22 protein-coding genes and 2 pseudogenes are annotated in these 23,885 nt (G+C 69.1%); 12 read left to right on the plus strand and 12 right to left on the minus strand.

All coding sequences use genetic code 11. The annotated features are described in order from the left end of the window. Nucleotides 1–424: 424 nt before the first annotated feature. The gene (locus ACFC8N_RS46195; RefSeq protein WP_376295674.1) at nt 425–1,534 is read right to left on the minus strand and encodes an FAD-dependent oxidoreductase; all 1,110 of its coding nucleotides are present in this window, start codon (nt 1,532–1,534) and stop codon (nt 425–427) included. 124 nt (nt 1,535–1,658) lie between these two features. Between ACFC8N_RS46195 and ACFC8N_RS46200 the strand changes: the two genes are divergently transcribed. From ACFC8N_RS46200 to ACFC8N_RS46210, 3 genes are all read left to right on the plus strand, one after another. Continuing rightward, complete coding sequence (locus tag ACFC8N_RS46200; RefSeq protein ID WP_356035708.1) at nt 1,659–2,252, plus strand: TetR/AcrR family transcriptional regulator; 594 nt, start codon at nt 1,659–1,661, stop codon at nt 2,250–2,252. 741 nt (nt 2,253–2,993) lie between these two features. Then, nucleotides 2,994–3,524 (plus strand): hypothetical protein, encoded by a 531-nt coding sequence (locus ACFC8N_RS46205; protein ID WP_356035705.1) that lies wholly within the window; start codon nt 2,994–2,996, stop codon nt 3,522–3,524. A 254-nt stretch (nt 3,525–3,778) separates the two neighbouring features. Further along, nucleotides 3,779–5,377, plus strand: coding sequence for a helix-turn-helix domain-containing protein (locus ACFC8N_RS46210; protein WP_376295675.1), 1,599 nt, complete (start codon nt 3,779–3,781; stop codon nt 5,375–5,377). Between the two features lie 33 nt (nt 5,378–5,410). Here ACFC8N_RS46210 and ACFC8N_RS46215 read toward each other — a convergent pair. The 3 genes and pseudogenes from ACFC8N_RS46215 to ACFC8N_RS46225 form a co-directional block, all read right to left on the minus strand. Then, nucleotides 5,411–5,599, minus strand: a pseudogene (locus ACFC8N_RS46215) (alpha/beta hydrolase); the annotation flags it as partial. Nucleotides 5,600–5,645: 46 nt separating this feature from the next. After that, nucleotides 5,646–6,035 (minus strand): DUF6368 family protein, encoded by a 390-nt coding sequence (locus ACFC8N_RS46220; protein ID WP_376295676.1) that lies wholly within the window; start codon nt 6,033–6,035, stop codon nt 5,646–5,648. A gap of 130 nt (nt 6,036–6,165) precedes the next feature. Next, nucleotides 6,166–6,837, minus strand: coding sequence for a TetR/AcrR family transcriptional regulator (locus ACFC8N_RS46225; protein ID WP_376295678.1), 672 nt, complete (start codon nt 6,835–6,837; stop codon nt 6,166–6,168). 112 nt (nt 6,838–6,949) lie between these two features. On the opposite strand from ACFC8N_RS46225, the gene ACFC8N_RS46230 reads away from it, so the two are divergent. From ACFC8N_RS46230 to ACFC8N_RS46240, 3 genes are all read left to right on the plus strand, one after another. Next, nucleotides 6,950–7,759: a hypothetical protein gene (locus ACFC8N_RS46230; RefSeq protein WP_362821876.1), complete on the plus strand. Its 810-nt coding sequence runs from the start codon at nt 6,950–6,952 to the stop codon at nt 7,757–7,759. 65 nt (nt 7,760–7,824) lie between these two features. Continuing rightward, nucleotides 7,825–9,336 (plus strand): serine hydrolase domain-containing protein, encoded by a 1,512-nt coding sequence (locus tag ACFC8N_RS46235; protein ID WP_376295680.1) that lies wholly within the window; start codon nt 7,825–7,827, stop codon nt 9,334–9,336. A gap of 372 nt (nt 9,337–9,708) precedes the next feature. Further along, on the plus strand, nt 9,709–10,941 hold the full coding sequence (locus ACFC8N_RS46240) for a hypothetical protein (protein ID WP_376295682.1): 1,233 nt from the start codon (nt 9,709–9,711) through the stop codon (nt 10,939–10,941). A gap of 635 nt (nt 10,942–11,576) precedes the next feature. Here the strand turns inward: ACFC8N_RS46240 and ACFC8N_RS46245 are convergent. The 4 genes and pseudogenes from ACFC8N_RS46245 to ACFC8N_RS46260 form a co-directional block, all read right to left on the minus strand. Further along, nucleotides 11,577–12,233: a hypothetical protein gene (locus ACFC8N_RS46245; RefSeq protein ID WP_376295684.1), complete on the minus strand. Its 657-nt coding sequence runs from the start codon at nt 12,231–12,233 to the stop codon at nt 11,577–11,579. A 177-nt stretch (nt 12,234–12,410) separates the two neighbouring features. After that, nucleotides 12,411–12,618: pseudogene (locus ACFC8N_RS46250) on the minus strand (Tn3 family transposase); the annotation flags it as partial. A gap of 120 nt (nt 12,619–12,738) precedes the next feature. Then, nucleotides 12,739–13,536: a hypothetical protein gene (locus ACFC8N_RS46255; RefSeq protein ID WP_376295685.1), complete on the minus strand. Its 798-nt coding sequence runs from the start codon at nt 13,534–13,536 to the stop codon at nt 12,739–12,741. Between the two features lie 115 nt (nt 13,537–13,651). Continuing rightward, complete coding sequence (locus tag ACFC8N_RS46260) at nt 13,652–14,416, minus strand: helix-turn-helix transcriptional regulator (RefSeq protein ID WP_376295686.1); 765 nt, start codon at nt 14,414–14,416, stop codon at nt 13,652–13,654. Nucleotides 14,417–14,563: 147 nt separating this feature from the next. Here ACFC8N_RS46260 and ACFC8N_RS46265 point away from each other — a divergent pair, with 147 nt between their 5' ends. Further along, a complete protein-coding gene (locus tag ACFC8N_RS46265; RefSeq protein WP_376295687.1) occupies nt 14,564–14,785 on the plus strand; it encodes a hypothetical protein in 222 nt (73 codons plus the stop codon). Nucleotides 14,786–15,299: 514 nt separating this feature from the next. Next, on the plus strand, nt 15,300–15,773 hold the full coding sequence (locus ACFC8N_RS46270) for a hypothetical protein (protein ID WP_356035678.1): 474 nt from the start codon (nt 15,300–15,302) through the stop codon (nt 15,771–15,773). Nucleotides 15,774–16,721: 948 nt separating this feature from the next. Here ACFC8N_RS46270 and ACFC8N_RS46275 read toward each other — a convergent pair. After that, entirely contained in the window at nt 16,722–17,912 is a 1,191-nt protein-coding gene (locus ACFC8N_RS46275) for a polyprenyl synthetase family protein (RefSeq protein WP_376295688.1), read from the minus strand. Nucleotides 17,913–18,146: 234 nt separating this feature from the next. Between ACFC8N_RS46275 and ACFC8N_RS46280 the strand changes: the two genes are divergently transcribed. The 3 genes from ACFC8N_RS46280 to ACFC8N_RS46290 all read left to right on the plus strand — a co-directional run bounded on the left by ACFC8N_RS46280 (nt 18,147) and on the right by ACFC8N_RS46290 (nt 20,370). Continuing rightward, nucleotides 18,147–18,794: an ABC transporter ATP-binding protein gene (locus tag ACFC8N_RS46280; protein WP_376295690.1), complete on the plus strand. Its 648-nt coding sequence runs from the start codon at nt 18,147–18,149 to the stop codon at nt 18,792–18,794. Continuing rightward, the gene (locus ACFC8N_RS46285; protein WP_376295691.1) at nt 18,791–19,633 is read left to right on the plus strand and encodes an ABC transporter permease; all 843 of its coding nucleotides are present in this window, start codon (nt 18,791–18,793) and stop codon (nt 19,631–19,633) included. Before ACFC8N_RS46280 ends, ACFC8N_RS46285 begins: the two co-directional genes overlap by 4 nt. A gap of 218 nt (nt 19,634–19,851) precedes the next feature. Then, nucleotides 19,852–20,370: a nitroreductase/quinone reductase family protein gene (locus ACFC8N_RS46290; protein WP_376295692.1), complete on the plus strand. Its 519-nt coding sequence runs from the start codon at nt 19,852–19,854 to the stop codon at nt 20,368–20,370. A 137-nt stretch (nt 20,371–20,507) separates the two neighbouring features. Here the strand turns inward: ACFC8N_RS46290 and ACFC8N_RS46295 are convergent, their stop codons facing one another. The 3 genes from ACFC8N_RS46295 to ACFC8N_RS46305 form a co-directional block, all read right to left on the minus strand. Next, nucleotides 20,508–20,912: a hypothetical protein gene (locus tag ACFC8N_RS46295; RefSeq protein ID WP_376295693.1), complete on the minus strand. Its 405-nt coding sequence runs from the start codon at nt 20,910–20,912 to the stop codon at nt 20,508–20,510. Nucleotides 20,913–21,248: 336 nt separating this feature from the next. After that, complete coding sequence (locus ACFC8N_RS46300) at nt 21,249–21,812, minus strand: DinB family protein (protein ID WP_376295695.1); 564 nt, start codon at nt 21,810–21,812, stop codon at nt 21,249–21,251. Between the two features lie 331 nt (nt 21,813–22,143). Then, entirely contained in the window at nt 22,144–23,118 is a 975-nt protein-coding gene (locus tag ACFC8N_RS46305) for a zinc-binding dehydrogenase (RefSeq protein ID WP_356035665.1), read from the minus strand. Between the two features lie 98 nt (nt 23,119–23,216). On the opposite strand from ACFC8N_RS46305, the gene ACFC8N_RS46310 reads away from it, so the two are divergent. After that, nucleotides 23,217–23,795 (plus strand): helix-turn-helix domain-containing protein, encoded by a 579-nt coding sequence (locus ACFC8N_RS46310; RefSeq protein ID WP_356035663.1) that lies wholly within the window; start codon nt 23,217–23,219, stop codon nt 23,793–23,795. Nucleotides 23,796–23,885: the final 90 nt, after the last annotated feature.

Raw genomic sequence — 23,885 nt, forward strand, 5'->3', positions numbered from 1 at the left:
TGGGCCAAGGCCCAATCGCTCCCCCTGGCTGTTTCCAGCTGCGGATGCCGACGCGTTCGTGCCATTGGGCGGCGAGGACGTCGGGGTGGCGGGCCTTGGTGTTGCGCTGGCGCAGGCAGGCGTGCAGGACCGGGTCCGAGCGGTCAGCGGCGCCTGCTTCTGGCGCATCCGCCGCCACAGCGACTAGCCAGCCTGGGGGAACAGCAGGGCGGCGTCGTTCAAGGGATCTGTCCGGTTTGATCACATGATGCCGAGGGTGGCCAGCGGTCGGGTGGCGTCTCGGCCGTGCTTGCGCAGGCCCGCGGCATCACGTGATCAAACCGGACAGGCCTTCTGGCCTCGCCGCCCCGGGCGGATGCGACTGCAGGGAGAGTGCACATGATCGACGCGGGAACGGCCGCGCGGCCGGGGCGGTGGAGTCGACTCAGGAAGTCGCTGCGGGAACGAGGTGGTCGAGTCCCTGGGCGCTGCCCGTCGCGGACTCGATCGAGCGCGGCAGCATGATGCTTTCGTAGGCGCGGACGGCGTCGTCGACGCTGGATTCGGTGACGAGGGCGTGGGCGAGGTCGGAGCCGTCGAGCATGGCGAGATTGGCGCCCAGCCCGACCGGGGGCATCAGGTGCGCGGCATCGCCGAGCAGCGTGATGCCGGGAACGTGCTCCCAGGTGTGCGGGGCGGGCAGGACGAACAGGGACCGGTTGATGAACCCGCTGTCGCTGTTGCGCAGGAGGTAGCGCAGGCTCTCGTCCCAGCCGCCGAACATCGTCAGCAGGTGCGTCCGTACGGCCCGATGGTCGCCGAGATCGATACCGGCGGCCACGTGCCAGTCCTCCGGCGTGCGGAGCGCGATGTAGGCGCGGATGTGGCCGTTGCTGTTGCGCTGGGCGACCAGGGACCTGCCGGCGCCCTTCGCCAGCATCGATCCGTTGCCGACCAGTCGCGCGAGGTCGGGGTGGCGGGTGTCGCAGTGGTCGAATCCGGTCTCGACGAAGGTGACGCCGGTGTAGCGGGGTGCGGCGTGCGACAGGGCTGGGCGGACGCGTGACCAGGCGCCGTCGGCGCCGACCACCAGGTCGAACTCCTCAGCGGTGCCGTCAGCGAAGAGCAGCCGGCAGGTGCCGTCCGCCAGCGGGGTGACCCCGGTGACGGCGCGGGCCCATCGCACCGTGCCCTCGGTGAGCGAGTCCAGGAGCAGGCCGCGCAGTTGGCCTCGGTCGATCTCCGGTCGGCCGCCGTCGGCGGACGGCCCCTGCTGCGTCAGGAGGGCGGCGGTGGCGAAGTCGAGCACGCGCCACTCATCTCCTTCCGGGCGGGCGAGGGCGTGGAATCGGTCGAGGAGGCCAGCCGCACTCAAGGCGGCCTGGCCGGTGTCGGGATGCATGTCGAGGGTGCCGCCCTGCGGGCGGGCGTCGGCGGAGGCCTCGCGTTCGAAGACGGTGACAGAGCGGCCGTGTTGCTGCAGGACTCGGGCGCAGGTGAGGCCGCCGAGGCCGGCGCCGACAATCGCGATGCGGGGACCACGAGCAGGGTTCATAGGAGTGCCCCTCGAGAGGTGGGTGAGCCGCCGGGAGGTCCGGCCTCACCAAGAAAGCACACTCACCAAATAAGTGCAACGACTCAACTTTTGTAGTTACTTCACCCTGAGGTATGGTGTGCGAGTGACCGAACCGACCGGGCGCCGCGAGCGCAAGAAGGCCCAGACCCGCCAGTCCCTGGCCGACGCCGCGCTCGAGCTCTTCCTCAACCGCGGCTACGACCAGGTCGGCGTCAAGGATGTCGCCGACGCCGCCGACGTCTCGGTGACCACCTTGTTCAAGCACTTCCCCGGCAAGGAAGCCCTGGTCTTCGACCAGGACGACGACCTGGAGGCGGCGCTTGTTGCCGCCGTGCGCGACCGCACCCCTGGCACATCGATCCCGCAAGCTCTGCGCGAGCACATCCTGCTGAAGCAGACCCAGTTCGCCGTACATGCCACGGACCCGCGGTTCGCCGATTTCACGCGCATGGTGCAGGAGACCCCTGCGCTGCGCGAATACGCCCACCGCATGTGGACGCGCCACGAAGCGGCCCTGGCGCGGGCCATCGCCGAGGCTGTCGGCGCCCCCGAGGACGACGTCAGCTGCGCCGCCCTGGCTCATTTCGCCCTTGAGGCCCGCGTCTTCATCCTGCGGCACGCCGAGCCGCACCGCGCCGCCGACGAAGCCTTCGCATTGCTCGAACACGGCTGGGGGGCCTCCCACCCGGGCAGCTGACCCGGTCTGCGCGGAGCCCGGGTGCGCGTGGATGCGTTGCGCGCCCTTACAGGTTCAACCCGAGTAACTACACTGCCACGCAAGCCACCTGAACTGACATCCAGCCGAGGCTTGGACCCCGTCGGGGTTTCCACGTTCCGCACCAGTAGGACGCGGCTGGGGTGGGCGCCCCCTCTACCCCGGGACCAGCGGTGTCCTCCCTCCGGGCTCAGTTACCCGAGGGTCGCTTGGTGCCTTCCAGCACCGGGTCCTATGACCGCCGCCGTCAGCGCGGTCTTAAAGTCACGGGGCATCATCGAGGGTTCACTTGCGTTCGTCCGTCCAGCCTTCCCGTCACCTGTTGCACCCCGATGGCCGGGACGCTCTTGGGCTTGAACGCTCCCCTTCACACCTCGCCGTTACCAGCGACGCATGGGAGCGCGGGGACGGGCCTTGGACACTGGCCCGAAGTTCAGCCGATCGATACCTCCTTCACGTGGCTGGACTTACTTACCTGGAGCGACTTCGTGTCGCACACTGAGCGCTTCAGTTGGCGATGCAGGTGCTTCTCAAGGTCGAGTCCGGCAGCTGATGTGGTTCGTCTTCGCCCAGTGAGCCGTCCTGAATCCCGGTCGTCAGGGGGAAAGCGGCGGGTCGAGGCTGTGCAGATCAGAACTTGATCAACTACGCGCGTACCGGGATCGTTGATCACGCCGAGACGACAGGTCCGGACAACCCAGCCTTTCCACCAGGGGGACACCCATGCGCAAAGCACGCATAGCCCAGCTCGCCGGCATTGCAGCCGCGGTCCCGATGCTCGTGCTCGCCACCACCGGGAGCGCCTACGCCGACGGCTACGGCATCAAGTGGGCCAGCAACGAGACTCAGGACTGTCTCGCCTGGACTAACGACAACGGCAATTGGACCCTGGGCACGGTGAAGCCGGCATTTCCGGGATCTGGGAGCAGCTACTGCGTCGACGACAACCACCAGATCGAGTGGGACGACACCCAGGGGAACCTCGAGAACCAGGACGGTTCCTACTGGAGGGAGTCTCCGGGCGGCCACGACGACATGTGTCTGACGGCCTATGGGACGGGCGGCGGCCTGGGCCAGGCGTATCTGGAGCCGTGCTCCAGCCCTGCCAACTACTACGAGCAGTGGAAGGAGCAGTGGACCGGGTCGGGCTTCAATCTCGTCAACCGTGAGACCGGCTACTGCCTGGACAGCAACAGCAGCTTTGAGGTCTACACCCTCCCGTGCAACGGCGGTCAGTACCAGCTCTGGCACTGAGCTGACCGCTGTCGGACCACGCGGCTGGTCAAGTTCGAGGTGAGGATGGCCCCGCCCGGTTCGCCGGCGCGGGGCCATCTGCTGCCACCAGGGCAATCTCCCAGGCGCTCTGGCAGGCTGCCTGAAGGTAAGTCTTCAGAGCCTTCGCGATCTTCGAACGTGCTGGTCGGAGGTTCTGGCGCGCGACGGCCGAAGATTTCAGTGTGCACAGTGAGCCGCGCGGCCGGTAGCCTCACCTCGTGCACGTCCGGTCCATGCAGGAGCCTGAGTCCGCGTCAGCACGACGCGACCGACGGGCCGAGGACATACTCGCCATGCAGCGGGCGGCGCGCGCCGGCGGCAGCGGCTCGCTGTTGCGCTGGCTGGCCGGACGCACCGGCGCCGGGGTACTACTGGTCGACCCGGACGGTGCCGTCCCGGCCTCCGCCGGCGGTTGCCAGGCGCCGGACCTCGCCCTCGCCCGGCGGGCCGCCGACGAGCTGCACGACCGCGGTCTGGACTCCCTCATGCTCGACGCCGGCTGCCGCACGGTCGTGATCGTCTCCATGGACGGCACCTCCGGGGGCCGCGCGCACCAGGGCGACGCCGCGCCGGTGCTCGCAGCGGTCATGCCGCGGCCGGTACCTGACGGCCTGCCCGTGCTGCTCGCCGACGTGTCCTCGGTACTGGACCTGTGCTGGCGGCTGGAGCGCACCGAGGCACGATGGCGTCGCCTGGAGCGCGCCGAGGCGCGCAACCGCGAGGCGGTGCTGCATCTGCTGATGAGCGGTCACGTCGCCACCGCGCGGCAGATAGCCGGCCTGCTGGAGCCCGCGCTGCCGGACGTGATGCGGTTCCATGTCGTGGAGTCTCCGACGCACCTGCGCGAGGACGTGGCGCGCCGGTGCACCGCGCTGGCACCTGGTGCCTGGGTTGTCCCCTGCCCGGTCTACCCCGACCACGTGCTGGTCCTCGCCCCGGCCGAGTCCGGCGAGGCGGCCTCGGCCCTCGCCTCGACGCTGACCGGAGCGTTGGACCACTGCCTGGTGGGCGTCAGCGACAGCGTTCCGCTGCACGAGACTGCCACCGGCTACGAGCAGGCCTTCCGCGCCCTGGTCACCGCGCGCGGCCACGCCGACCGCTGGGCGACCTTCGTGCACCGCACGGATCCGGTCCTGGTCATCGGCCCGGAACTGCGGCACTGGGCCCGGCAACTGCTGGCCCCGCTCCACTGCCACGTGGCGCGGCGCCCGCAGGACCCGGACAGCGCGGAACTGTCCCTCACGGCCGCCTTCTGGCTCACCTTCTCCGCGCGGGCGGCCGCGCTGCTCAAGATCCACCGCAACACCGTCTCCGCCCGCCTGCGCCAGGTCGAGATCCTGCTCACCCTCGACCTGGACCGCCTCCCCGACCAGGCCGTCCTGACCCTGGCCCTGCGCGCCGAGGCACAGCGTGCGGAAACACTGGACGCAGCTCCGCCGCCCGGCCCACCCGCCCAGCTCGACGACCTGCTGACGAGCCCCGCCGTACTGGCCTGGGCACGCGGCCTGCTGCGCCCCGTCGACGAGTCGGGCCTCGGACCCACGCTGGACACCTGGCTGCGCCACGACGCCCGCCTCGCCCCCACCGCCGCCGAACTCTCCCTCTCCACCACCGCCGTCCGCAAACGTCTCACCCGAATCGAGGACCTCCTCGAACGCCCGCTGCTGCGTCCCCCCAGCGACCGCTACGACCTCTGGCTCGCCCGACGCGCCCTGTTCCTCACGGGCCGGGACGCAACGGTCGGGGACGCGAAGGGGTCCCCCTGCCGCGAGGCGGAGGGTACGGATGTTTCCGGTGCGCGTACTACGGCAGCGTCGCACCCTCGCGGCTGATGCTCGGAACCCCGCGGTCGTAAGCGCTCATGCCGAGAACGCGCAGCGCAGGGCCTCACCCCCGGTGTACGCGTGGACAAAGGCCGCACGGATGTCGTCGGGTACTCCACGCCCAAGCGTCCCTGAGCCGAGGAACCAGTCGATATACGGGGCCTCGTTGCCGGCCAGGACGGTCTCGGCGAGGCCGGGGACGGCGTGGAAGCCGAACCACCACGGGGCACCGAACGTTCCAGGTCACAGCACGACCTCCGCCGCAGATCTGTCTGGGCTACTTGACCAGCCGGAAGGCGGGGTGCCCAACCCAGGCCCGCAGAAACTCCGCCGTTCCCAGCGCCATCCAGTGGTCGTCCGCGATCCCCAGCACCCCCGGAAGGCCGGCGACGACCGACGCCTGTCCGTCCAGCAGTGCGGCTTCGGCCACGCCTCCGATGACGTTCATGACAGCGGCGGTCAGCAGGGCCGTGGTCACGTGGTCGATCTCGCGATTGCAGCAGGCGCTGACATTGACGGCATGGGTCGGTCTGAAGCCGAGGATGGCCTCCACCTCGGGCTCGTCCGCATGCTCAGCCTCGAAGGTGCTCTCGTCGCCGCCACCCGGGCCCATCACGTAGACCAGGAAGGGCCGCCGCCAGTCCTCGCGCTGCGGATTGAATCCCACCAGGGCTGTGAGCTCCTCGCCACCATCAACACGCGGAGCTCCCGCAGCGCAGCCCGGGAGAGGGGCTCCGCCTGCAGGCGGAGGCGTGGCCGAACTCGTGAAAGACGAGCGAGGGATTCGCCGACTCAGGTCACTGTCCGGTCCCATCCGGTTCTTCGGATGACGCTCCTTCGGACTGCGGCCGGATCAGTGTCCCGATGCCGGCGCAGAGCAGGTCCAGGCTGCGGGTGAACTTCTCGTCCGGCCCGTGCGCGGCCGCGGCAGCCACCGTCCGGGGGAAGCTTTGATGGAGGGCGGCGACGTCCTCGGCGGTGACCGGCACCGCGGGTGGATCGCTCTGTTCCTGGAGCACGTAGCCGGTGACGTGGCTGAGCACGGTGTCGGCGGCGGTGCCGCAGTCCTCTGGGGGCACTCCGGCCTCAGCGAGAGTGGCGAGTAGCCGTTCCATCAGCGAGAGCGCGCCGGGGCTGAGGGTCTTCGGGCTGCCGGCGAGCATGATCGCCCCGCCGGGGTGCTGCCGGATGCTCTGCCGCAGGGCGACGGCCTGCGCCGTGACCCGCGCCGACCAGCCTGCCTGCGCGGGCAGTCCGGCCAGGGCGGCGGTGCCGGCCTCGTATGCCTGCCGGACCACCCGGTCGGCCATCAGCTGGAGCAGCGCGGCCTTGCTGGGCACGTGGTAGTAGAGGCTGCCGGCGTGCACGTCGAGCCGGTCCGCGACCTGGCGCACGGAGAAGCCCTGGTAGCCGGTCTGGGCGAACACCGCCATCCCCGCGTCGATGATCCGGTCTGCCGTCAGCTTCACGGCCGCAGTCTAGCGAGCCGTGCCAGCTTTCAAACAGTGTTTGAAAATTGCCCGGGTCGCACTAATGTCGTGATCAGCGAAATCGCACACGGCTCGGAGGGGGGTGGTGACGATGGACATCGTGCTGTTCAACGTGACCACGGCGGCACTGATGGTGCTGATGTTCAACGGCGGCCTGGCTCTGGTCGGCCAGAGCACACTGCAACGGCGGCGGATCCCTTGGGCGGCCGTCGGCCTGACCGGGCTCGCGCTCGCCGGGGTGGCCCTCCAGCTCTGCTGGTCGGGGGCGATGGGCGCGCTGGACGCGGACCCGTCGAAGTCAGGGTGGTGGCGCGTGGTCACCTCGGTCTTCATGCAGAACGGTGGCTTCGGCGGGGCCGCCTGGAACATCGCCACCCTGGCTGCCGTCGCGGCCTTCGCCGACTGGTTCTGGGGCGCGCCGCTGACGCTCGGCCTGTTCACCGCGGGCATCCTGCTGCCGGAGCAGATCGACAAGCTGTGGGGCCAGACCTCCCACAGCACCGACCCCCGCAACTTCGCCGGCAGCTCCGGCGCCACGTACTTCCTGGGCGCGACGCTGGCCGCGGCCCTGCTGCTGCGCGGCGGCGCCGACGAGAACTCCGCCAAGGCCGCTGGACAGGGTGCCGAGCAGGTCTGCGACGACGAGGGCGCGAGCCGCGGCAAGGCCGTCCGTAAGAACCGGCTGCTCGCGTTCGGCGTGCCGGTACTCGGGCTGGCGATGTGGTTCGCGCAGGAGAACGGGCACGGGCTGGTCTCCTGCTACGGCTTCGCCCTCGGCGCACTCGCCTGGGCCGCGTTCCGTACCGTCCTGCACCCGGACCGCGACCTCCGGCAGCCGCCGCGCACGACGGTCGCCTCACTAACCGGACTCGTCGGCCGGCGGACCCGCGGCGCCGACTAGCCGGCATGCCCCGCCCTCGCCCCACCCCGCCCGCGCCATTCCACCGTGACCACGAGGGAGACAGCATGTCGGAAAACCTGCGCCGGGAAGTGTCGAAGCTCGTCGACCAGGAGGTAGCCAAGATCCTGGAACAGACCGACCGCGACGTGACCCGTACGATCAACCATGCGCTGGGCGTGAGCGAGGGCTCCCCGGCGTTCGACACCGCCCGCTGGCAGGCCCGGCTCGGCGAGCTCCTCGCCGTCCACCACATCCCCGGCGCCGCGCTGGCCGTGCTCGCCGACGGCGAGATCCACGAACTGGCCGCCGGCGTCCTGCACACCGGCACCGGCGTCAAAGTGACTCCGGACTCCGTGTTCCAGATCGGCTCCGTCAGCAAGGGCTACACCGCCGCCATGGTGGTCCTGCTCGCCGACGCCGGGAAGCTGGACCTCGACGCGCCGGTCGCGGACGTCCTGCCGGACTTCGCGGTCGCCGACGCCGCGGCAACTCGGACGATCACGCCGCGCCAGCTGCTCAACCACACCAGCGGCATCGAGGGCGACTACGTCAACGACACCGGCCGGGGCGACGACTGCCTGGCCCGCTACATCAAGGGCGCGCAGACCGTCGGCCTGACCAACCCGCCCGGCGTGACCATGTCGTACTCCAGCACCGCCTACAACGTCCTCGGCCGGATCGTCGAGGTGGTCACCGGCCGGACCTGGGACGAGGCGCTCAAGGAGCTGCTCCTCGCCCCGCTCGGGCTGGAGCACACCATGACCCTGCCCGAGGAGGTGCTGCGCTTCCGCGCCGCCATGGGGCACATGGGCGAGCCGGGCGAGACCCCCGTCCCCACCCCCCAATGGAACATGCTGCCGCGCTCGGCCGGCCCGTACGGCGGGATCAGCGCGACCGCCGCCGACGTGGCCCGGTTCGCCCGGGTCTTCGTGGACGGCGGCACCGCGCCGGACGGCACACGGGTGCTGCCGGCCGCCGTGGTCGACGCGATGCTGACCCGCGAGGTCGAGATGCCCGACCAGTGGTTCCTCGGCGCCCACTGGGGCCTGGGCTGGGGCTTGTTCGAGTGGGACGGCGCGCGCGGCTTCGGCCACGACGGCAGCACCTTCGGCCAGCTCGCCTACCTGCGCGCCATCCCGGAGAAGGGCCTCGCCATCGCGCTGCTGACCAATGGCGGCGGCGCCGCGCCCAAGGTCTTCGAGACGCTCTGCCGCGAGCTCTGCGCCGAACTCGCCGGGGTCACCATGCCCGCGTTCGCGCCGGCCACCGAACCCCTGGCCGTGGAGACGGAGCCGTTCCTCGGCAGCTACAAGCGCGAGGGCTTCCTCATGACCATCTCCGACGGCAACGGCGGCCCGGGGACACTGCGGCTGAGGTACGAGGGCGCGGACGGCCTGGCGGGAACCTTCGACCCGCTGGTCTGGCATCTGACCCCGGTCTCCCACACGCCGGCGAAGACGGTGTTCGCCGGCCGCCGCAACGAGAAGGACGCCTGGATACCCGTTGTGTTCTACGCCCTCGCCGACGGCAGCCGGTACGTCCACTTCGGCGTCCGGGCGACGGCCAAGTCCGCCTAGGCATCTCCGGGCGTGTTTCCGGGGGTACTGCCAGGGTTTCCCTGCCGTCCCCCGAACACCGGTCGGCCCAGCACTCCAGTCGCGCTTTGTCATTTGTCCAGGGCAGCGCGCCTGCTTCGAGTTCAGCGGGCTGACATCGCGTCAGATCGACGGTGGTTCGTGACTCACCCGGTCGGGATGCGTTGGGCCTGCCAGGGAGCCGGATATCGAAGCAGGGCTGTAGCTGGCTCCGTGCCCGCACCGTTCGCCTTGCCCGGGTACCGGGCCGTGAACCAGTTGCTCAGGGTTGGCCACGCGGGTGGGGAAAACCCCCTGCTGAGTGGGGTGGTGGTCGCAATGCGCCGAGCGTGCCGGGAACGGCAGAGTCCAGCCATGAACATTTCCCGGTTCGACGGAAGATCAGCAAGGCGCGCCGCGCTCGCCCTGATGTGTGCCGTGACCGTACTGGCGGGCGCTGGGTGCGACGACAGTCAGCGCTCTTCCTCGTCTGCTCACCAGCATCCCGCAGCGCGCGGTTCGGTGGTCTCCGTGACCCCCGTGGCGGACCTGGACGCGAAGGAAGTCGCGGGCCGCCTGGCCAAGGCGGGTATCGATGCCACACAGGTCCGCTACGGCGTGCGCGCTCACCGGATCGTGTATCGCACCGTCGATTTCAAGGGCACACCGACCACGGCCAGCGAGCTGGTCACGATGCCGAAGAACGACGAACGCAGCCTTCGGGTCGTCTCCTGGCTGCACGGCACTGAGGTGTACCGAGGAGAGGTGGCCTCGGTGAACGACCAATCACCCGACCGGGCCACGGCGCTGCTGTTCGCCTCGACCGGGCGCGCGGTATCTGCCCCGGACTACCTCGGCCTGGGAAAAGGCCCCGGAATCCATCCGTACGGGAACCCGAAAGCAACCGTTACCGCTTCGGTGGACGCGTTGCGGGCGACACGTACGTTCGCCCGCAGGGAGGGCCGCAGTCTCGACCAGCGCGTACTCGTCAGCGGGTTCTCCCAGGGCGGCCCCGCCACCATGCTGGTCGGGCGGGCCCTGCAGCAGGGCGTCGATCCGTATTTCCGTCCAGGTGCCCTCGCCCCAGTCTCCGGCCCGTTCGACCTGAGCGGTTTCGAGGCCGCCGCGGCAGACGACAAGGTCGAACGGTCCTCGCTCTACCTCGCCTATTTCGCAACCACGTGGAACCGGATGTATGGCCTGTACAGCGCCCCGGACCAGGCGTTCCGAGCCCCTTACGACAAGACGGTACAGACGCTGTTCGACGGCGACCACAAGGCGTCGGAGCTGGCGGCCGCCCTGCCCAGGACCTCGAAGCAACTGTTCACCGAAGAGTTCCTTCAGAAGGTGCGTCACCCCACGGGGGATCTGCGACGCAAACTGGAGGTGATGGACACCACGTGTGACTGGCGGCCCGACGTCCCGGTGCACCTCTTTCACTCCAGGGGCGACAAGGACGTCTCCTTTGCGAACTCCCTGCGCTGCCAGCGCCAGCTGACTGCTCATGGGGCCGACCAACAGCTCAGCGATGTCGGCGAGTTCGACCACAGCACAACCGTCCTGAAAGCTCTGCCACAGATAGTGCGCGAGTTCGCCACGACCCGCTGAGCAGACCCACCACCGGATGGCGGCCCATGCGCACATGCCAAGCGTGCGGCATCGGCAGAGCCGACGCCGCTCTCAGCTTGACTCTGTCGGGGATCCTGGAGTTTCCCGGTGCAGCGACATGACCGACGGGCATGATCGGGGCTGTTCCGCAGGCCGATGTAGCTGTTGAGGTGTGCGTTGTCCCTCCGTTCCCGTTCCGGTGAGCAAGTCCCGTCTCTGACCGCGCAGATCGCGCGGGCGAGCAACCCGGACGGTCCGTCTTCCACGTTCACCTGCATGTCTTCCCCCGCTTCGCAGGTGACCCATTTCGCATTGATGCTGACTGGCGCGTGCAGGAGAGAGACCAGCTCGACAAGACGGCTGATGCTGTGCGTGGCGGCCTCGCTGCCCTCGACACCAGGCACCGCTGACGACGATCGTCTCCGGGCCGGACACGTTCTTCGGCCTTGAGGCCAAGGCAGTTCGTCGAGTGGCCCTACGCACGCTTCCCGGGGCCACTTCAAGACGTCCCAATGACTAACCGATACGTCTGCGGCCTTCCACCCCTCGGCGGAGGCGAGCGCCGAAGTCACCAGCCTGCTCGCGCCCGGTGACAGCAGGCGCTGAGCAGCGGCTTGAAGTTCCCTGGCTCACTGCTACGAGCGCGACCGGGGCTCGGGGCGCACGACGCGGAAGGGCTGTCCGTGCAGATCGGTGACCACGACCCCGGACTTTCCATTGCAGATCCAGTGCACGCCGATGCGCCACCGGAAGTCGCCTGGCTCTTCGGTGATCACATGGATAAAGAAGTGATCGGGATCGAGGGGTGTGACCGTGTAGGGGAAGTCCGGTACGCCATCGGCAGGTCTCGGCGAGGGCGCCGGCTCGGTGGCGTTCGCACGGAGTCCCACGTTGAGGCTCACGCGGAACTCTCGCAGTTGCCGGGGGGACATCGGGGCGGCAAGTGGAGGCCCAGCGAGGTGACTGACGTGCGGAGGAGCGTCGCACGACTCCATGCGCACGTCTAGTTTGTTGATGATCGCTGTACGGTCACCGGCGGCCTCGACGATCAGGTGGACGACTGCACCGTACAGCTCCACCACGTTGGCGGAGTCGCGCCATCGCTCCGTGGTCGGTGGCAGAGGGCCTATGTACCCTTTGATGCGAAAAGGCTGGGAAGCGTGAACGGTGATGGGATCTTCCGGTGTCCGGGCCAGCACCGCCTCGCCGCCACGCGTGATGACCTTGTCGACGTTGCGGGTGACGAGTCCCGTGACGGCCGCGCTCGCACCCGCGAGGACCGCCGTCAGCACCCACTTCTCCACCCCCGCGACAACTACAGCTACGACAGCGGCAGCAAGAGCTAGCGCAACTGCACAGATCCGTATAACTAGTTGACGAGACAGCACTGCATCCCCCCTAATGCCCAGGATGCCCGATCGCCTTCAGACGAATCACTCGCCCGGGTCAAGCCCTCAGGTCACTCCTCCTCAGGCGCGCCGGGTTGGCGCAGGGGGCCGCATCCTGCCAGGCAGGTCGGGAAGCTGGAATGAGTACCGGCCAAGCATGTCGATGGGGTGCCGCACGAGCGGCGAGAGGCGTACCGCGTCCTCGTCGCGGACGTCGAAGCCGTCCGCCCGCAGCTGGTTCACCGCGGCGTATGTACCGCGTGGTGAACAGCACGAGGCGCCTCGCCACACCCGACGAGTTCGCCGCCCTCGTCGCCGACTGCATCACCTGACACCGCCTCGGCCCGCGAAAGCCGGCCCGCAGCCGCCCTGAATGTTCCTGGCCTCCTGCAGGCGGAGTATTCCCTGTTCAGAGCCAGGGGGGAGTGGGCGAACCGTCCGGGTCCAGCCCGTACGGCCACCGCCTTGTCTCGATGCCGAGGAGAGATTCGCCAGTGTCGGCGGCCTGCCAGTAGAGAGTTTCAGCGCCCTCCTGGTCCCCGGCGACGTAGTCGGCGTCGGCGGCCTGCCGGGCCAGGGTTTCGGCACCCTCCCGGTCCCCGACTCTCTCCCGCAGCCCCGCCAGGCGGAGCAGGGCATCCGGGTGACCGGCGTCGGCGGCCTTGCACCAGAGGTGATAGGCCCACTGCAGGCGCTGCCGATCGACGGCGGCAGTGGCGAGGTTGTGGAGGTCATCGGGGTCCGTGAGATGAGTGTGGGCAGCGTGCCAGACGGAAGCGGGCGGGCAGAGCCTTCGGCGGGTGGTACGACCGTGCTCTTCAAGGTAGTCCGCGAGGCGGAAGACCGGCCCTGACACCGGAAGGGGCGTCGTGGCCGCTGCCGGAAGGCCGAGAGGGCGTCGCGGGTGGCGGGGAGTGGTACGGCGCAGGGGGGCTTGGTGCGCGGGGCAGGCGAGTGCGGCGAGGGCAGCTTCGGCCCAGTCTTCGGTGAGCTGATCGTGGTCGGTGAGGTAGTCGGCGGCGGCATCGATGAGGAAGGCCTGTGGAAGGTGGAGTCCGGCGCCGAGGCGACGGGCGTCCATCGCGACCTTCAGCAGGGCTTTGACGGGCGGGGTGCCTTGTTCGTAGCGGCGCACGAGTTCGGGTGCGCCCGCGAGGTCTTGGGGGACCCGGCCGTGGGTGCGGGCACAGGTGAGGGCGTCTGCCAAGAACGGGTCGCCGCCTAGGGCAAGGGCGGAGGCGGCATGGAGCGCTTCCTCGTCGAAAGCGTCGGGGAGAGTGAGGGTGCGTCCGGTCAGGAGCTCGCGGGCACGGCTATGCGGGTCAGGCTCCCCAGGGCCGGGCAGGATCGTGTAGGAGTCGGCGTACTCGGGCCACAAGGTGCCCAGGACGAGGACCGGCCCGCGGTCCGCGTCGGTGAGCAGCGTGTGTAGTGCGGCCCCGATGCGCTCCTTCCTGAAGGTGGCCGAGGTGGTGCTGGGCCTCGTTGAGCCACACCACCGTACGGGGCGCCACGCGGTTGAGGTCGGCGAGCGCGGCCTCGGCCCGGGTCGGATCGTACGGGTGCCACAGCCGCCACCCCTCGGCGGCGAGTGGTTGGACGGCCTCCCAGCACGCCCGCGTCTTGCCGGTCGAAGAGGATCCGACCAGGACCAGCATCCGACTGCGACCCCCCGCAGCCTCGCCCACCGCCTCCGCCAGGACCTGGTCGTGGGAGCGGCGCACATAGCCGGGCATCGCCCGCTGCGCCCGGGCACCCGAGCAAGCTGCGACGGTGACAGTTCCGGCGGGATGGACCTCCAGGTCGTGAGGATCCCACTGGCCGATCGGCTTGCCGAGCTCCTCATCCCGCACAAGACCGGTCTCACCCGCGGCAATCCGCCGCAGCTCCAGGAGATGCTCGGCCGGCAAGCCCAGTTTGCCGGCCAGTGCCACAACCGTCGCGGCGGAGGGAACAGCCCCGCCAAGCTGGAAAGCCGCCTGTACGGTCGTGCGCCCCAGCCCCGTTCGGGCGACGAGCTGGGTCTTGGACAGCCGCTTGTGGGCCAGAGCGTCTTCCAGCCGCTTGCGCAGCTCGGTGAGCGCCACCTCACGCTCATCGGATTCCCCGCCCACATCTACCCCCAGCCCATGTGTGTGTTCAACGGTGTTCATCATCGTCCGGCCGGACCACGGCGAACACCGTTTCCACGACCTTCGGTCACGTCAACATCCCACCTCTACAAGGAGATTGCCGTGAACCGCATCACCATCGTCCTGCTCACCGCAGCCCTGGTCGTCGTCCTCGCGCTCCTGGCCGCCGCAGCCGCAGGCACCCTCGAGTACAGCCGGATCCAGCGCGCGTACCGGGCCTACATCGACCACGGCAAGGACTGTCCCGTCTGCGCCGTCGACACCAGCGTGTGCACCACGGCAAGCGACCTGTGGACGGCCTACCGCGAGGCCCACGAGGAGTAGCCCCTCGTGCCCGGCGTACGCCGATCGCGTCGGGCACCGAGGTGTCCAGCGCCGCCCGTCCCCCAGCACCCCAGGCTCAAGGGGGCGGGCGGGTCGCCAAGACCCCCGTCCGCCTACGACACACCTCGATTGCAGCGTGGCGAGTTGCGGGTATCCGCGCCGCGTCGGATGGATCTGCACGGGCAGCCTCCCGCTGCAAACCGCTCAGCCGGGGGAAATGAGATCCAGACATCCGGCCGTCCGGAGCAGACCGGTGTCCGTGGGGAATCCGCAGTGTGTCGGGACCTGTTTCAGACATGTGGGCGTCAACGCCGTATGCGGGTGGTCTTGGCCGTTATGTCGCGACGCGAATGATCTGGGGGACATCAGGCGGACGCCTTCTGGGCTCGCGGGGAAAGTTCTTGGCGCGCGTCGGGGGAGGCAGACGCCGTGGCGATTGCTGTGAGCCGTTCCCCAGGGGCGGCTTGCGCGACAACCCACAGGAGTGAATGTGTCGAAGTGCCGTAGGGCCCTGGTGGCGGCTGCCGTCGTATTGGCTGCGGGACTGGCAGGCAGTGCGCCGGCTCAGGCGAGCAGTGCCCGCGCAGATGGCCCTTCTTACAGACTCGTCGATGAGGGGACCGGCGACTGGGCGAAGAACTTCCCTCCCTCAGGGCAACGGCCGCCGTTCGCGACGAGCGTCGTGCTCGACAAATACTTCGCGTCCATCTACGAGAGGTGGAACGTCCAGCGATTCGAGGACGGGTATTCCATCCAGGACGCCGGCACTGGATTCTGGGCCACGCACCGGGAGGGACAGGTGCTCGGTACCTCAGAATTCGACCCCGGCAACTCGGTCTGGTCGATCCAGCCGGCAGGCCCCGGGGTCTTCACCATCGGCAAGCGGGGTCAGGACTTGCTGTGGACCGAGGTCGACCATCACGTCGAGCTGAAGCCCGCCGACGGCTCGCCTGCTCAGCTCTGGAAGTTTGAACGGCTCGACTACTGACGCCTGTCGCACGGGGCGGGTCTGCGGGCCCGCCCCGATCACGTCGTGAACACGGAACGCGGCAGTGCGAGCAAAGCAGCCGACGGCCGGGGATCACGGGGGCAGCGCCGTCGTACTGCTGCGGGCTGTCCGGGAGCGCTGGCGCGTGAGGCGCCCTGAGCGCCGCTCTCGCCGCCGATCACCGGTCCGGCATCACTCCCCCACCGGCCCGGATGGGCATCATCTCGGACTGGACCGGGCCCTTGCAGGGGCTTTCACGCGCCCGATCCCCAAGTCGGCGGGTGCCCAAATGCGTTACCTCGTCCGCCAGCTCAAAGGCCCTGTCCGCAAGTCGAAATTACTCGGCGTCTCCCAGCGCACCGTCGAGCGCTACTGAAATACGAGATCCGCCGGCCCGTGCCGACCTCGCCCAGCGCCTAGCCGACGGCGTGCGGGCCCGCTGGCAGCCTCGCGCGCGCGAGCAAGCCCGCCGCCAGGCCGCCACGAGCAGCGGCCTCGTCATCGAGACCCAGGCCCGTTTCGGCTTCACCGCGGCACCCAGCACGTCCGACGACGCCCGTTTGCGCGTCGTGAACACTGAACGCAGCAGCGCGAGCGAAGCATTCGACCACCGGTGACGGGGGCAGACCGGCCCCGGACTGCACCTGTGCGTCGACCACAAGGAGTGCCGCGCCCATCGCCCCGGTCGCCTTCTGCCAGTGCTCACCGGAAGTGACGACGAGCAGTGCCCCGCTCAAGCCGGGCGAGAACTCGGTACGCCTCAGCGGTCGCCGCGACCGTAGGTGTATCGCGGATGCGCAGCGCCACAGTCGTGGCAGCCGTATTCGCGCCTCCATGCGACGGACCGTTTGAGGTATCCCGAGCCTCGGACCGCACTGAGGTGGGTAGTGGGTGAGCCTGGTGTCCGCGAGGTCGGTGGGGCTTTGCTCCTTTCGTACTTCGCGATGCTCAGGCACTGAGCTGCCGGCTGACAGCTTGGTGAGCCAGCGTCCATAGCGCTCGGGTTTTCGGCGAATCCTCGACCAGGTCCTCCACGCGTTGCCACGCGCATCGCAGTCTCGTGAACGCCTCGCTCCGGCTTGCGTCCAAGGCTCCGCAGGCGCGCAGGGTCTCCGCTGCCTTGGCGACCCGTCGTCTGCCCGCCCGGCCGTCCCGCAGCCCTTTCCACAAGTGCGTCATGCGGGCCTTCTCAAGCAGGTCGACGGCGTGGGCCAGCGGCATGGTGACCTTCCCGTTGAACAGGTCCTCTCCCGCCCGCTTGGTCGCCGTTCCTCCGCGTACCACGCCGTCGAGGTCCAGGACGTCGTCGATGACCTGGTAGGAAACTCCCACCGTCTCCCCGAACGCCCCGAGAGCGGCCTGCACGTCCTCACCGGCGCCGGCGAGCAGTGCTCCCGTCTCCATGCACGCGCGCACCGGCGCGCCCGACTTCAACCGGTGCGTCAGCCGGACCAAATGCTGTACCTCACAGCCACAGCCTGCCGCCACCGCGGCGTCCATCTCCGCGCGGTGCCCTTCCAGGTCCAGGCCCTGGCCGGCGTGGGCCGAGCGCAGCACGCCCAGGCAGGTCTCCGTGACGGCGGCACGCAATACGACATCATCGGGAACCGTGTGCCGAAGGGCCTGGTCGAAGGTGAAGTACGCCGCGGTTCCGGCATTCACGGCAGTGGCAATCCCGAAGACGGCATGCGCGGGTGCCCGGCCACGCCGCAGGATGGCCCGGTCCTGCACGTCGTCCACGATGAGTGAACCGGTGTGCATCAGTTCCATCGCCGCCGCGAGGGGGGTGTACCGGGAGACGTCGCCACCGAGGAGGTCGATCACAGCCAGGAGCAACCGCGGGCGCAGCCGTGCACCGCCAGCGTCCACGAGATACCGCACGGGGCGGATGAGCGCACTGTGCAGCCGCCGGTCCGCCTGTTCGGCGACCTCTGCCGGAACGTCCCCCAGCTCTGCCAGCGCGCACAACTGCCGCGTCACGGCCGCGTCCGGACGCACCGCGTACAGGTCGTCCAACGCCTCCTCCAGACGTGCTGCCCACGGACGCTCCGTCCGACCCGGCAACGAATCGGCCCCGGGCTCCCCGCTTCGCGGAGGAACCAACCCAGGCGCGGACACCGCACCGACGAAGTTGCTCACCCTCGACCTTTCCAGATGCTTGGCGCGTGTGAGACGTCTGGGCGATCACCGGGAACTCGCCGAGCTCAGCCGCAGTCGACCTCTCACCACAACGAGCACCCTTCCGAGTAGGAACGTCGCAGCTCCGTGCGGATGATCACTGTTCACAAGATTCGGTGATACTCCGTGCCGCACCGCCACGTTCTGCAAGGTCAGCCGTTACGGCCCGTGTGACTTCTTCATGTGGGGTGGCCCGTGCCGGGCGGTGATCTCGTGCTGCGCGTGCGCGACGTGCACAAGAGCTATGGACGGCGCTCCGTCCTGCGCGGTGCGAGCCTGGATCTCTCCGCCGGCCGACTGGTAGGGATCGTCGGCGAGAACGGCGCGGGCAAGAGCACGCTCCTGCGGATCCTTGTCGGCGATCTGCCGATGGACAGCGGGATGGTGGCACGCGGGGGAAAGATGGGCTACTGCCCGCAGAAGACCGTCCTGCACGAGGCGTTCACCGTCGACCAGCACCTGCGCTACTTCCAGGTCGCCTACGGCCTGGACCGTCTCGACCGGGCACTGGAACTGCTGGAGACACTCAACTTCGCCGAGTACCGCCATCAGCGCGTCCACACGCTCAGCGGCGGCACCCGCCAGAAACTGAATCTCACCCTCGCGCTCATGCACAACCCCCGGCTGCTGCTCCTGGACGAGCCTTATCAAGGCTTCGACTGGGAGACATACCTGCGGTTCTGGGACGTCGCCCGAACTCTGCGGGAGAGCGGCTGCTCGGTCCTGGTGGTCTCCCACCTCGCCTACGACACCGAGCGCCTCGATGCCGTATACCAGCTCACAGGCGGGTCCCTGCACGACGCTGGGCAGCTCGCCGGCACTACCCGCGGGGGCGCGGCATGAGCCGAGTATGGCTGTGCTTTGTCACCGCGGTCCGCTTCGCCGTCCTCGCGCAGTTGCGCAACCGCCTCGCGCTGGCCCTGGTCGTCTTCTTCATCCCCCTGTGGCTCTCCCTCGCCTACACCGTGAGCGCCAAGACGCCCGTTCCCTTCTTCCTGCGTGCGGCCGACCGGACCATCACCGTCGACGGCAACATCCTCATCCAGCTCACAGGGGCCCTGCACTCCCTGGCGCTGATCATCGGATTCATGATGTTCCTCGCCACCTCCCAGTCCGCGGAGTTCGACAGCCGACTGGTGATGGCCGGCTACCCACGCCTGTGCCTGGTGACGGCCAAGTACGCCACCCTCCTGCTGACCGCGGCACCGGTCGCGCTCTACGCCACCTTCTGGGTCCGGGTGTTCTGGAAACCCGAACGGCTGGACCTGCTGGCCGCCGCGCTGTTCGTCGGCGGCCTCATCTACGGAGGAGCCGGCATCATGCTCGCCGCCGTCCTGCGCAGCGAACTCGCCGGGACCCTCCTGGTCATCATGGTCAGCTTCCTCGACGTGGGCTTGCAGAACCCGATCGCCAATCCAGCGGCCGACAGCCCCGTGATCCGACTCCTGCCCACCTACGGTGCGATGCAGTCCGCCACCAGCGCCGCACGCCTGGGCACACTGCCCTGCTCCTACCTCGCCCTCGGAGCGTGCTGGGCCCTTGCCATGACGGCAATCGGCACGACGACGTTCGTCCTGCGAAACCGCCACCGCTCCACCGGCAACATCCGCCCCGAGATTCCCAGGCCACGAGGACACAACGACATGACCGGACCACTCCCCGACACACGACGTACACGGTGAACGACAACAGCACGAACCCCCAGCCCACGACCGGCGAACCGACACCGGCCACCACAACCCGGGGCCCGGCCTTGCTGCGGCCTCACCAGCCAACCAGCCGCCGAGCCGGCGCCGCACAGGCCACCACGCGTTCCGTACCGGCGCCCAGGACCGAAGCACCGACCTCACCCACCACGCCGACCTCCCGCCCCGCACCACCCGCCTCACACACGGGTTTCGTGCTGCGGTTCCTGAACCGGATCGCCACCAGCCGCTGGGCCAACGGGCCGATGAGAGCCATGGTCCCCGTCGACGCGCTCCTGCAGCGCCGCACCATGGGACGTCTCAGTATCGGACGGACAGTAGGCCTCCACTCACTCCTGCTCACCACCACCGGTGCCCGCACCGGACAGCCCCGGCAAGTCCCGCTGTTCCACGTGCCATACGGGCGCGGCTTCGCCGTCATCGACTCGAACCTCGGCGCAGACAACCACCCGGCATGGAGCGTCAACCTCCTCAGGCACCCGCACGCCACCGTCGTCACCCTGGGGAAACAGCTCCCTGTCATCGCCCGTGAGACCCAGGGACACGAGCGCGAGGAAATCTGGCAGACGATCCTGTCCGTGTCACCCGGCTACGCGGCCTACGACGCACGCTGCAACCGCAACCTACGGATCTTCCACCTACAACCCGTACCCGATGGGAGACACACCTCGTCCACGCGCTCGCCGCGGCCGAGACAGCCGACACCCGGCTGAGGGCCCTGGTGTACGTCTGTGACCAGGGGTGGTCACAAGGGACGGGCACACTCGGGCGGCGACACGGATCGCGAGCACTACTGCCGGACCGCGGCAGGCGCCGACGGTGTGCGCCGGCGCCTGCCTGCCCTCGGGGGTCAGTCGATGCTGTACTCGCCGGTGAACGCGGCCTCCTTCACACCGCCGAACGGGGCGCCGATGGTGCACTTGCCCGCACCACCGAACAGACTCGTCGAGAACGTGCCGCTGAAGCCGTGCCCCTTGAACAAGCCCTCGGTCACGTAGCCGGACACGGTCGCGTCGTTGAGGACGGTGCGGTCGATGGTCAGGTTGACGACGCTGCGCAGCCTGTAGCCGTCCGTGGTGCTCCACTCGATCGTTCCGGTGCCGCTGCCCGTGCCGCCGCCGGACAGACACGAGAGAGTCACGCCGTCGAAGTCGGCCGTGATCCGCGCGCTAGCGATACTGGCCTCGGTGTTGTCGTTGCACTGGCCGTCCTGGCCCTGGTAGGAGACGTGCTGCTGACGCGGCCACAGCTGCACGCCAGGACTGAAGTGGGTCTCGCCGGACGCCGAGCACGAGACGCTCACGTTCGGCGCGGCACTCGCGCCCGCCGGAGCGGCGAGGGCCGCGCCGGCGGACAGCGCTCAAAGACGTCGGTGCACATGCCAACGGCACCCACTCCCCCGGCCCGGCCCATCCGCCAACTCGGCGCTCCCGCACGCCTCTTGCTCCGCGGACACCACCGCCGGTAGTCGTAGGAACAACCGCACCGGACACCGCCGGTTAAAGATCGTGAGGCTTCTCGGCGGCAGCAGCCGCAGAGCGTCACGGAATCCAAGTAAGCTACCGAAGCTCGATCGCCGGTTACCGAAAAGTCATATTCGGTGCGGTACGGCTCCGTCCTGCCAGCGGTAGAGGTCGCGCAGCAGGGAAATCTCAGCGCCGTGATGGATCAGCTCCCTGTTGACGTGCAGGACGATGCCCTCCATGGGAAACCGCTCGGGACCCACCGTGGGCGGATTCTCCAGGTCAGCGTCCGAGAGCGCGCGGACCCCCGCGTTCCAGCTCCCGTACATCTCATCGAGCTGTTCCAGCGCCTCGTCAGCGGTCCCCGCATAGGCGAATGTCCGGGAGTCGACGTCCTGGCCGCCGAAGTGCCATCCGACCCGATAACCCAGGCACGAGACGACGATGTGCGCCAGCCGCCAGGCAATCGTGGTCACCGGCGCCGGCACCGGGTCAGGGGACGCGGAGTCCATCGTCCACTCCCCCGAACCTGCCGACATCGGTGCGGCCGACGTACCACGAGGGCGGATGCTCCAGCAGCCGCGCACCGGCTCCCAGAAGTACTCCTCATCGGTAAGACCGTCCAGCCGCGGCCGCAGGTTCTTGCGCCAGTGCCAGTCCAACTGCTCCGCGAGCCGCTCGCTTCTCGTCATTTCCGCACACTACATACAACGGAGACCTGGACTCATGCGCGAAGAACCGTCCGAGTCCGCGTACTTCGGCGAACCCTTCCTCTGGACGGCCCTTTTCCGACGCGACACCTACCGGTGGTTCGTCAAATCCGGTGGCGGTGCGGGTTGACGGCATCCAGGAGCCCGATCACGAACTCGCCAGCGGTAGCCGGCCGTGGGTCCTGCCCAGCCGCTACACGCTCCAGGAGCTCGCGCGCGCGTGCCCGGTACACAACTTCCGTGCTCACACAGCGCGCGGCGGCACCGCTGTGTCGATCGGCTGTGCACCAGCCTGAGACCGGGCGGCAGTAGGTCACGGTGTCAGGACGATACGCCCGAAGACCTCGCCGGCATCCATCCGCCGGTGGGCGTCTGCTGCGGCTTCGAGCGGGAGGACGGCGTGGACGACGGCGCTGAGGTCGCCCCGCGCCGCGGTCTCGAACTGGTCGGCTCGTACCCGGGCCAGGTCAGCTCGCGGCACCGTGTCCAGGCTGAAGGTCGCGACCGACACCGACTGCCGGAACCGGCTCAGCAGCGCCGGCCCAAAGTCCGCCGGAGGAGGCCCGGCGACGAGGCCGACCAGCACCAGTCGACCGTTGGGTGCGAGCCGCGCGAGGAACGAGGACAGCGCTGGCCCGGCGACGATGTCGACGATCACATCGAAGTCGGCCGGCTCGGGAGCGCGCGTACTGTTCCCGTCACGGTCGAGCACGTGTGTCGCGCCGTGCTCCATCAGCCGCTCGCCCCGCTCGGCTGACGACGTAGTCACCGCGACTGCCCGTGCGCCGGCTCGGGCTGCGATCTCGACGGCTGCGATGCCGATGCTGCCGGCCGCGCCACGTACCAGCACGGTCTCGTCCTTGGCGAAGTGCGCCTGCTGCAGGGCGAAGTGCGCCACCGGGGCCGCGCTGCCGAGTGTCACCGCGTCGACGGGCGTCAGGTCGGCGGGAAGTGCCGTGACGTTCTCGATCCTCGCGACCGCCTGCTCGGCGTAGCCGCCAGAGACGCCGGTGAACGCCCAGACGCGTCGGTTGAGCCACGACGCCTCGACGCCCGCTCCCACGGCCGTGATCGTCCCAGCCACCTCGCTTCCCGGCACCAGACCGTCGCGAGACATGGCCGGGCCGAGTGCGCCCAGCGTGCCGCGCCGGATCACCGCGTCGACTCCGCCGACCCCGATCGCCGCGGTCCGGATGACGACCTCGCCTGCGCTTGGGCTGGGGACCGGGACATCGACGACCTCCATGCCGTCCGGGCTGCCGAAGGTACGGATTGAGACTGCTCGCATGCATCGCTCCTGGCTGGTTCGAGCCGGATGGCTCCCGTACGATCGAACGTAACGGACGCGTGCGTCCACTTGCTGTTGTGAGAGAGATCGCCTGAAAGATGACTCACCTGCTGCGTGTCGACGCGAGGGAGAATCGCGACCGTGTCCTCGCCGCGGCCCGGGAGCTCTTCGCGGAGTCCGGGCTGGAGGTGACGATGCGACAGATCTCCAGGCGTGCGGACGTCGGGCCCGCGACCCTGTACCGCCGGTTCCCGACGAAGCAGGACCTGGTGCTCGAGGCGTTCGAGGAAGAGCTCGCCGAGTGCAGCTCAATCGTCTACGACGGCACCGCCGACCCGGATCCGTGGCGCGGGTTCTGCGACGTCGTCGAGCGCATCCTGCTCCTCAACGCGCGCAACCAGGGCTTCACGGACGCGTTCATGTCGGCGCACCCCGACGTCGTCGACCTCGCGGCACACCGCGAGGAGCTGGGCCGCGTCGTCTCGACCGTCATCCGCCGCGCGCAGGCTGCAGGTCGACTACGTCCGGACTTCGTGTTCGATGACTTCGTCGTCATCCTCCTCGCCGGCCGCGGACTCACCGCCGCACCCGCCTCCACGCGCGACGCAGCAGTACGCCGTTTCGCGGCTTTCGTGATCGACGGCCTCCGCGTCGCCGACACCGAGGCAGGCACTTAGGGCTCGTAAAGAATCAACACGGTGGTTTTGTCTCTGTCGTGAGGGCGATGCCGTGTGCGGTTGCGTAGACGTGGAGGCCGGTGAGGGTGG

This window comes from Streptomyces sp. NPDC055966 (genome assembly GCF_042269865.1).
In the GTDB taxonomy this organism is placed as follows: Bacteria; Actinomycetota; Actinomycetes; order Streptomycetales; family Streptomycetaceae; genus Streptomyces.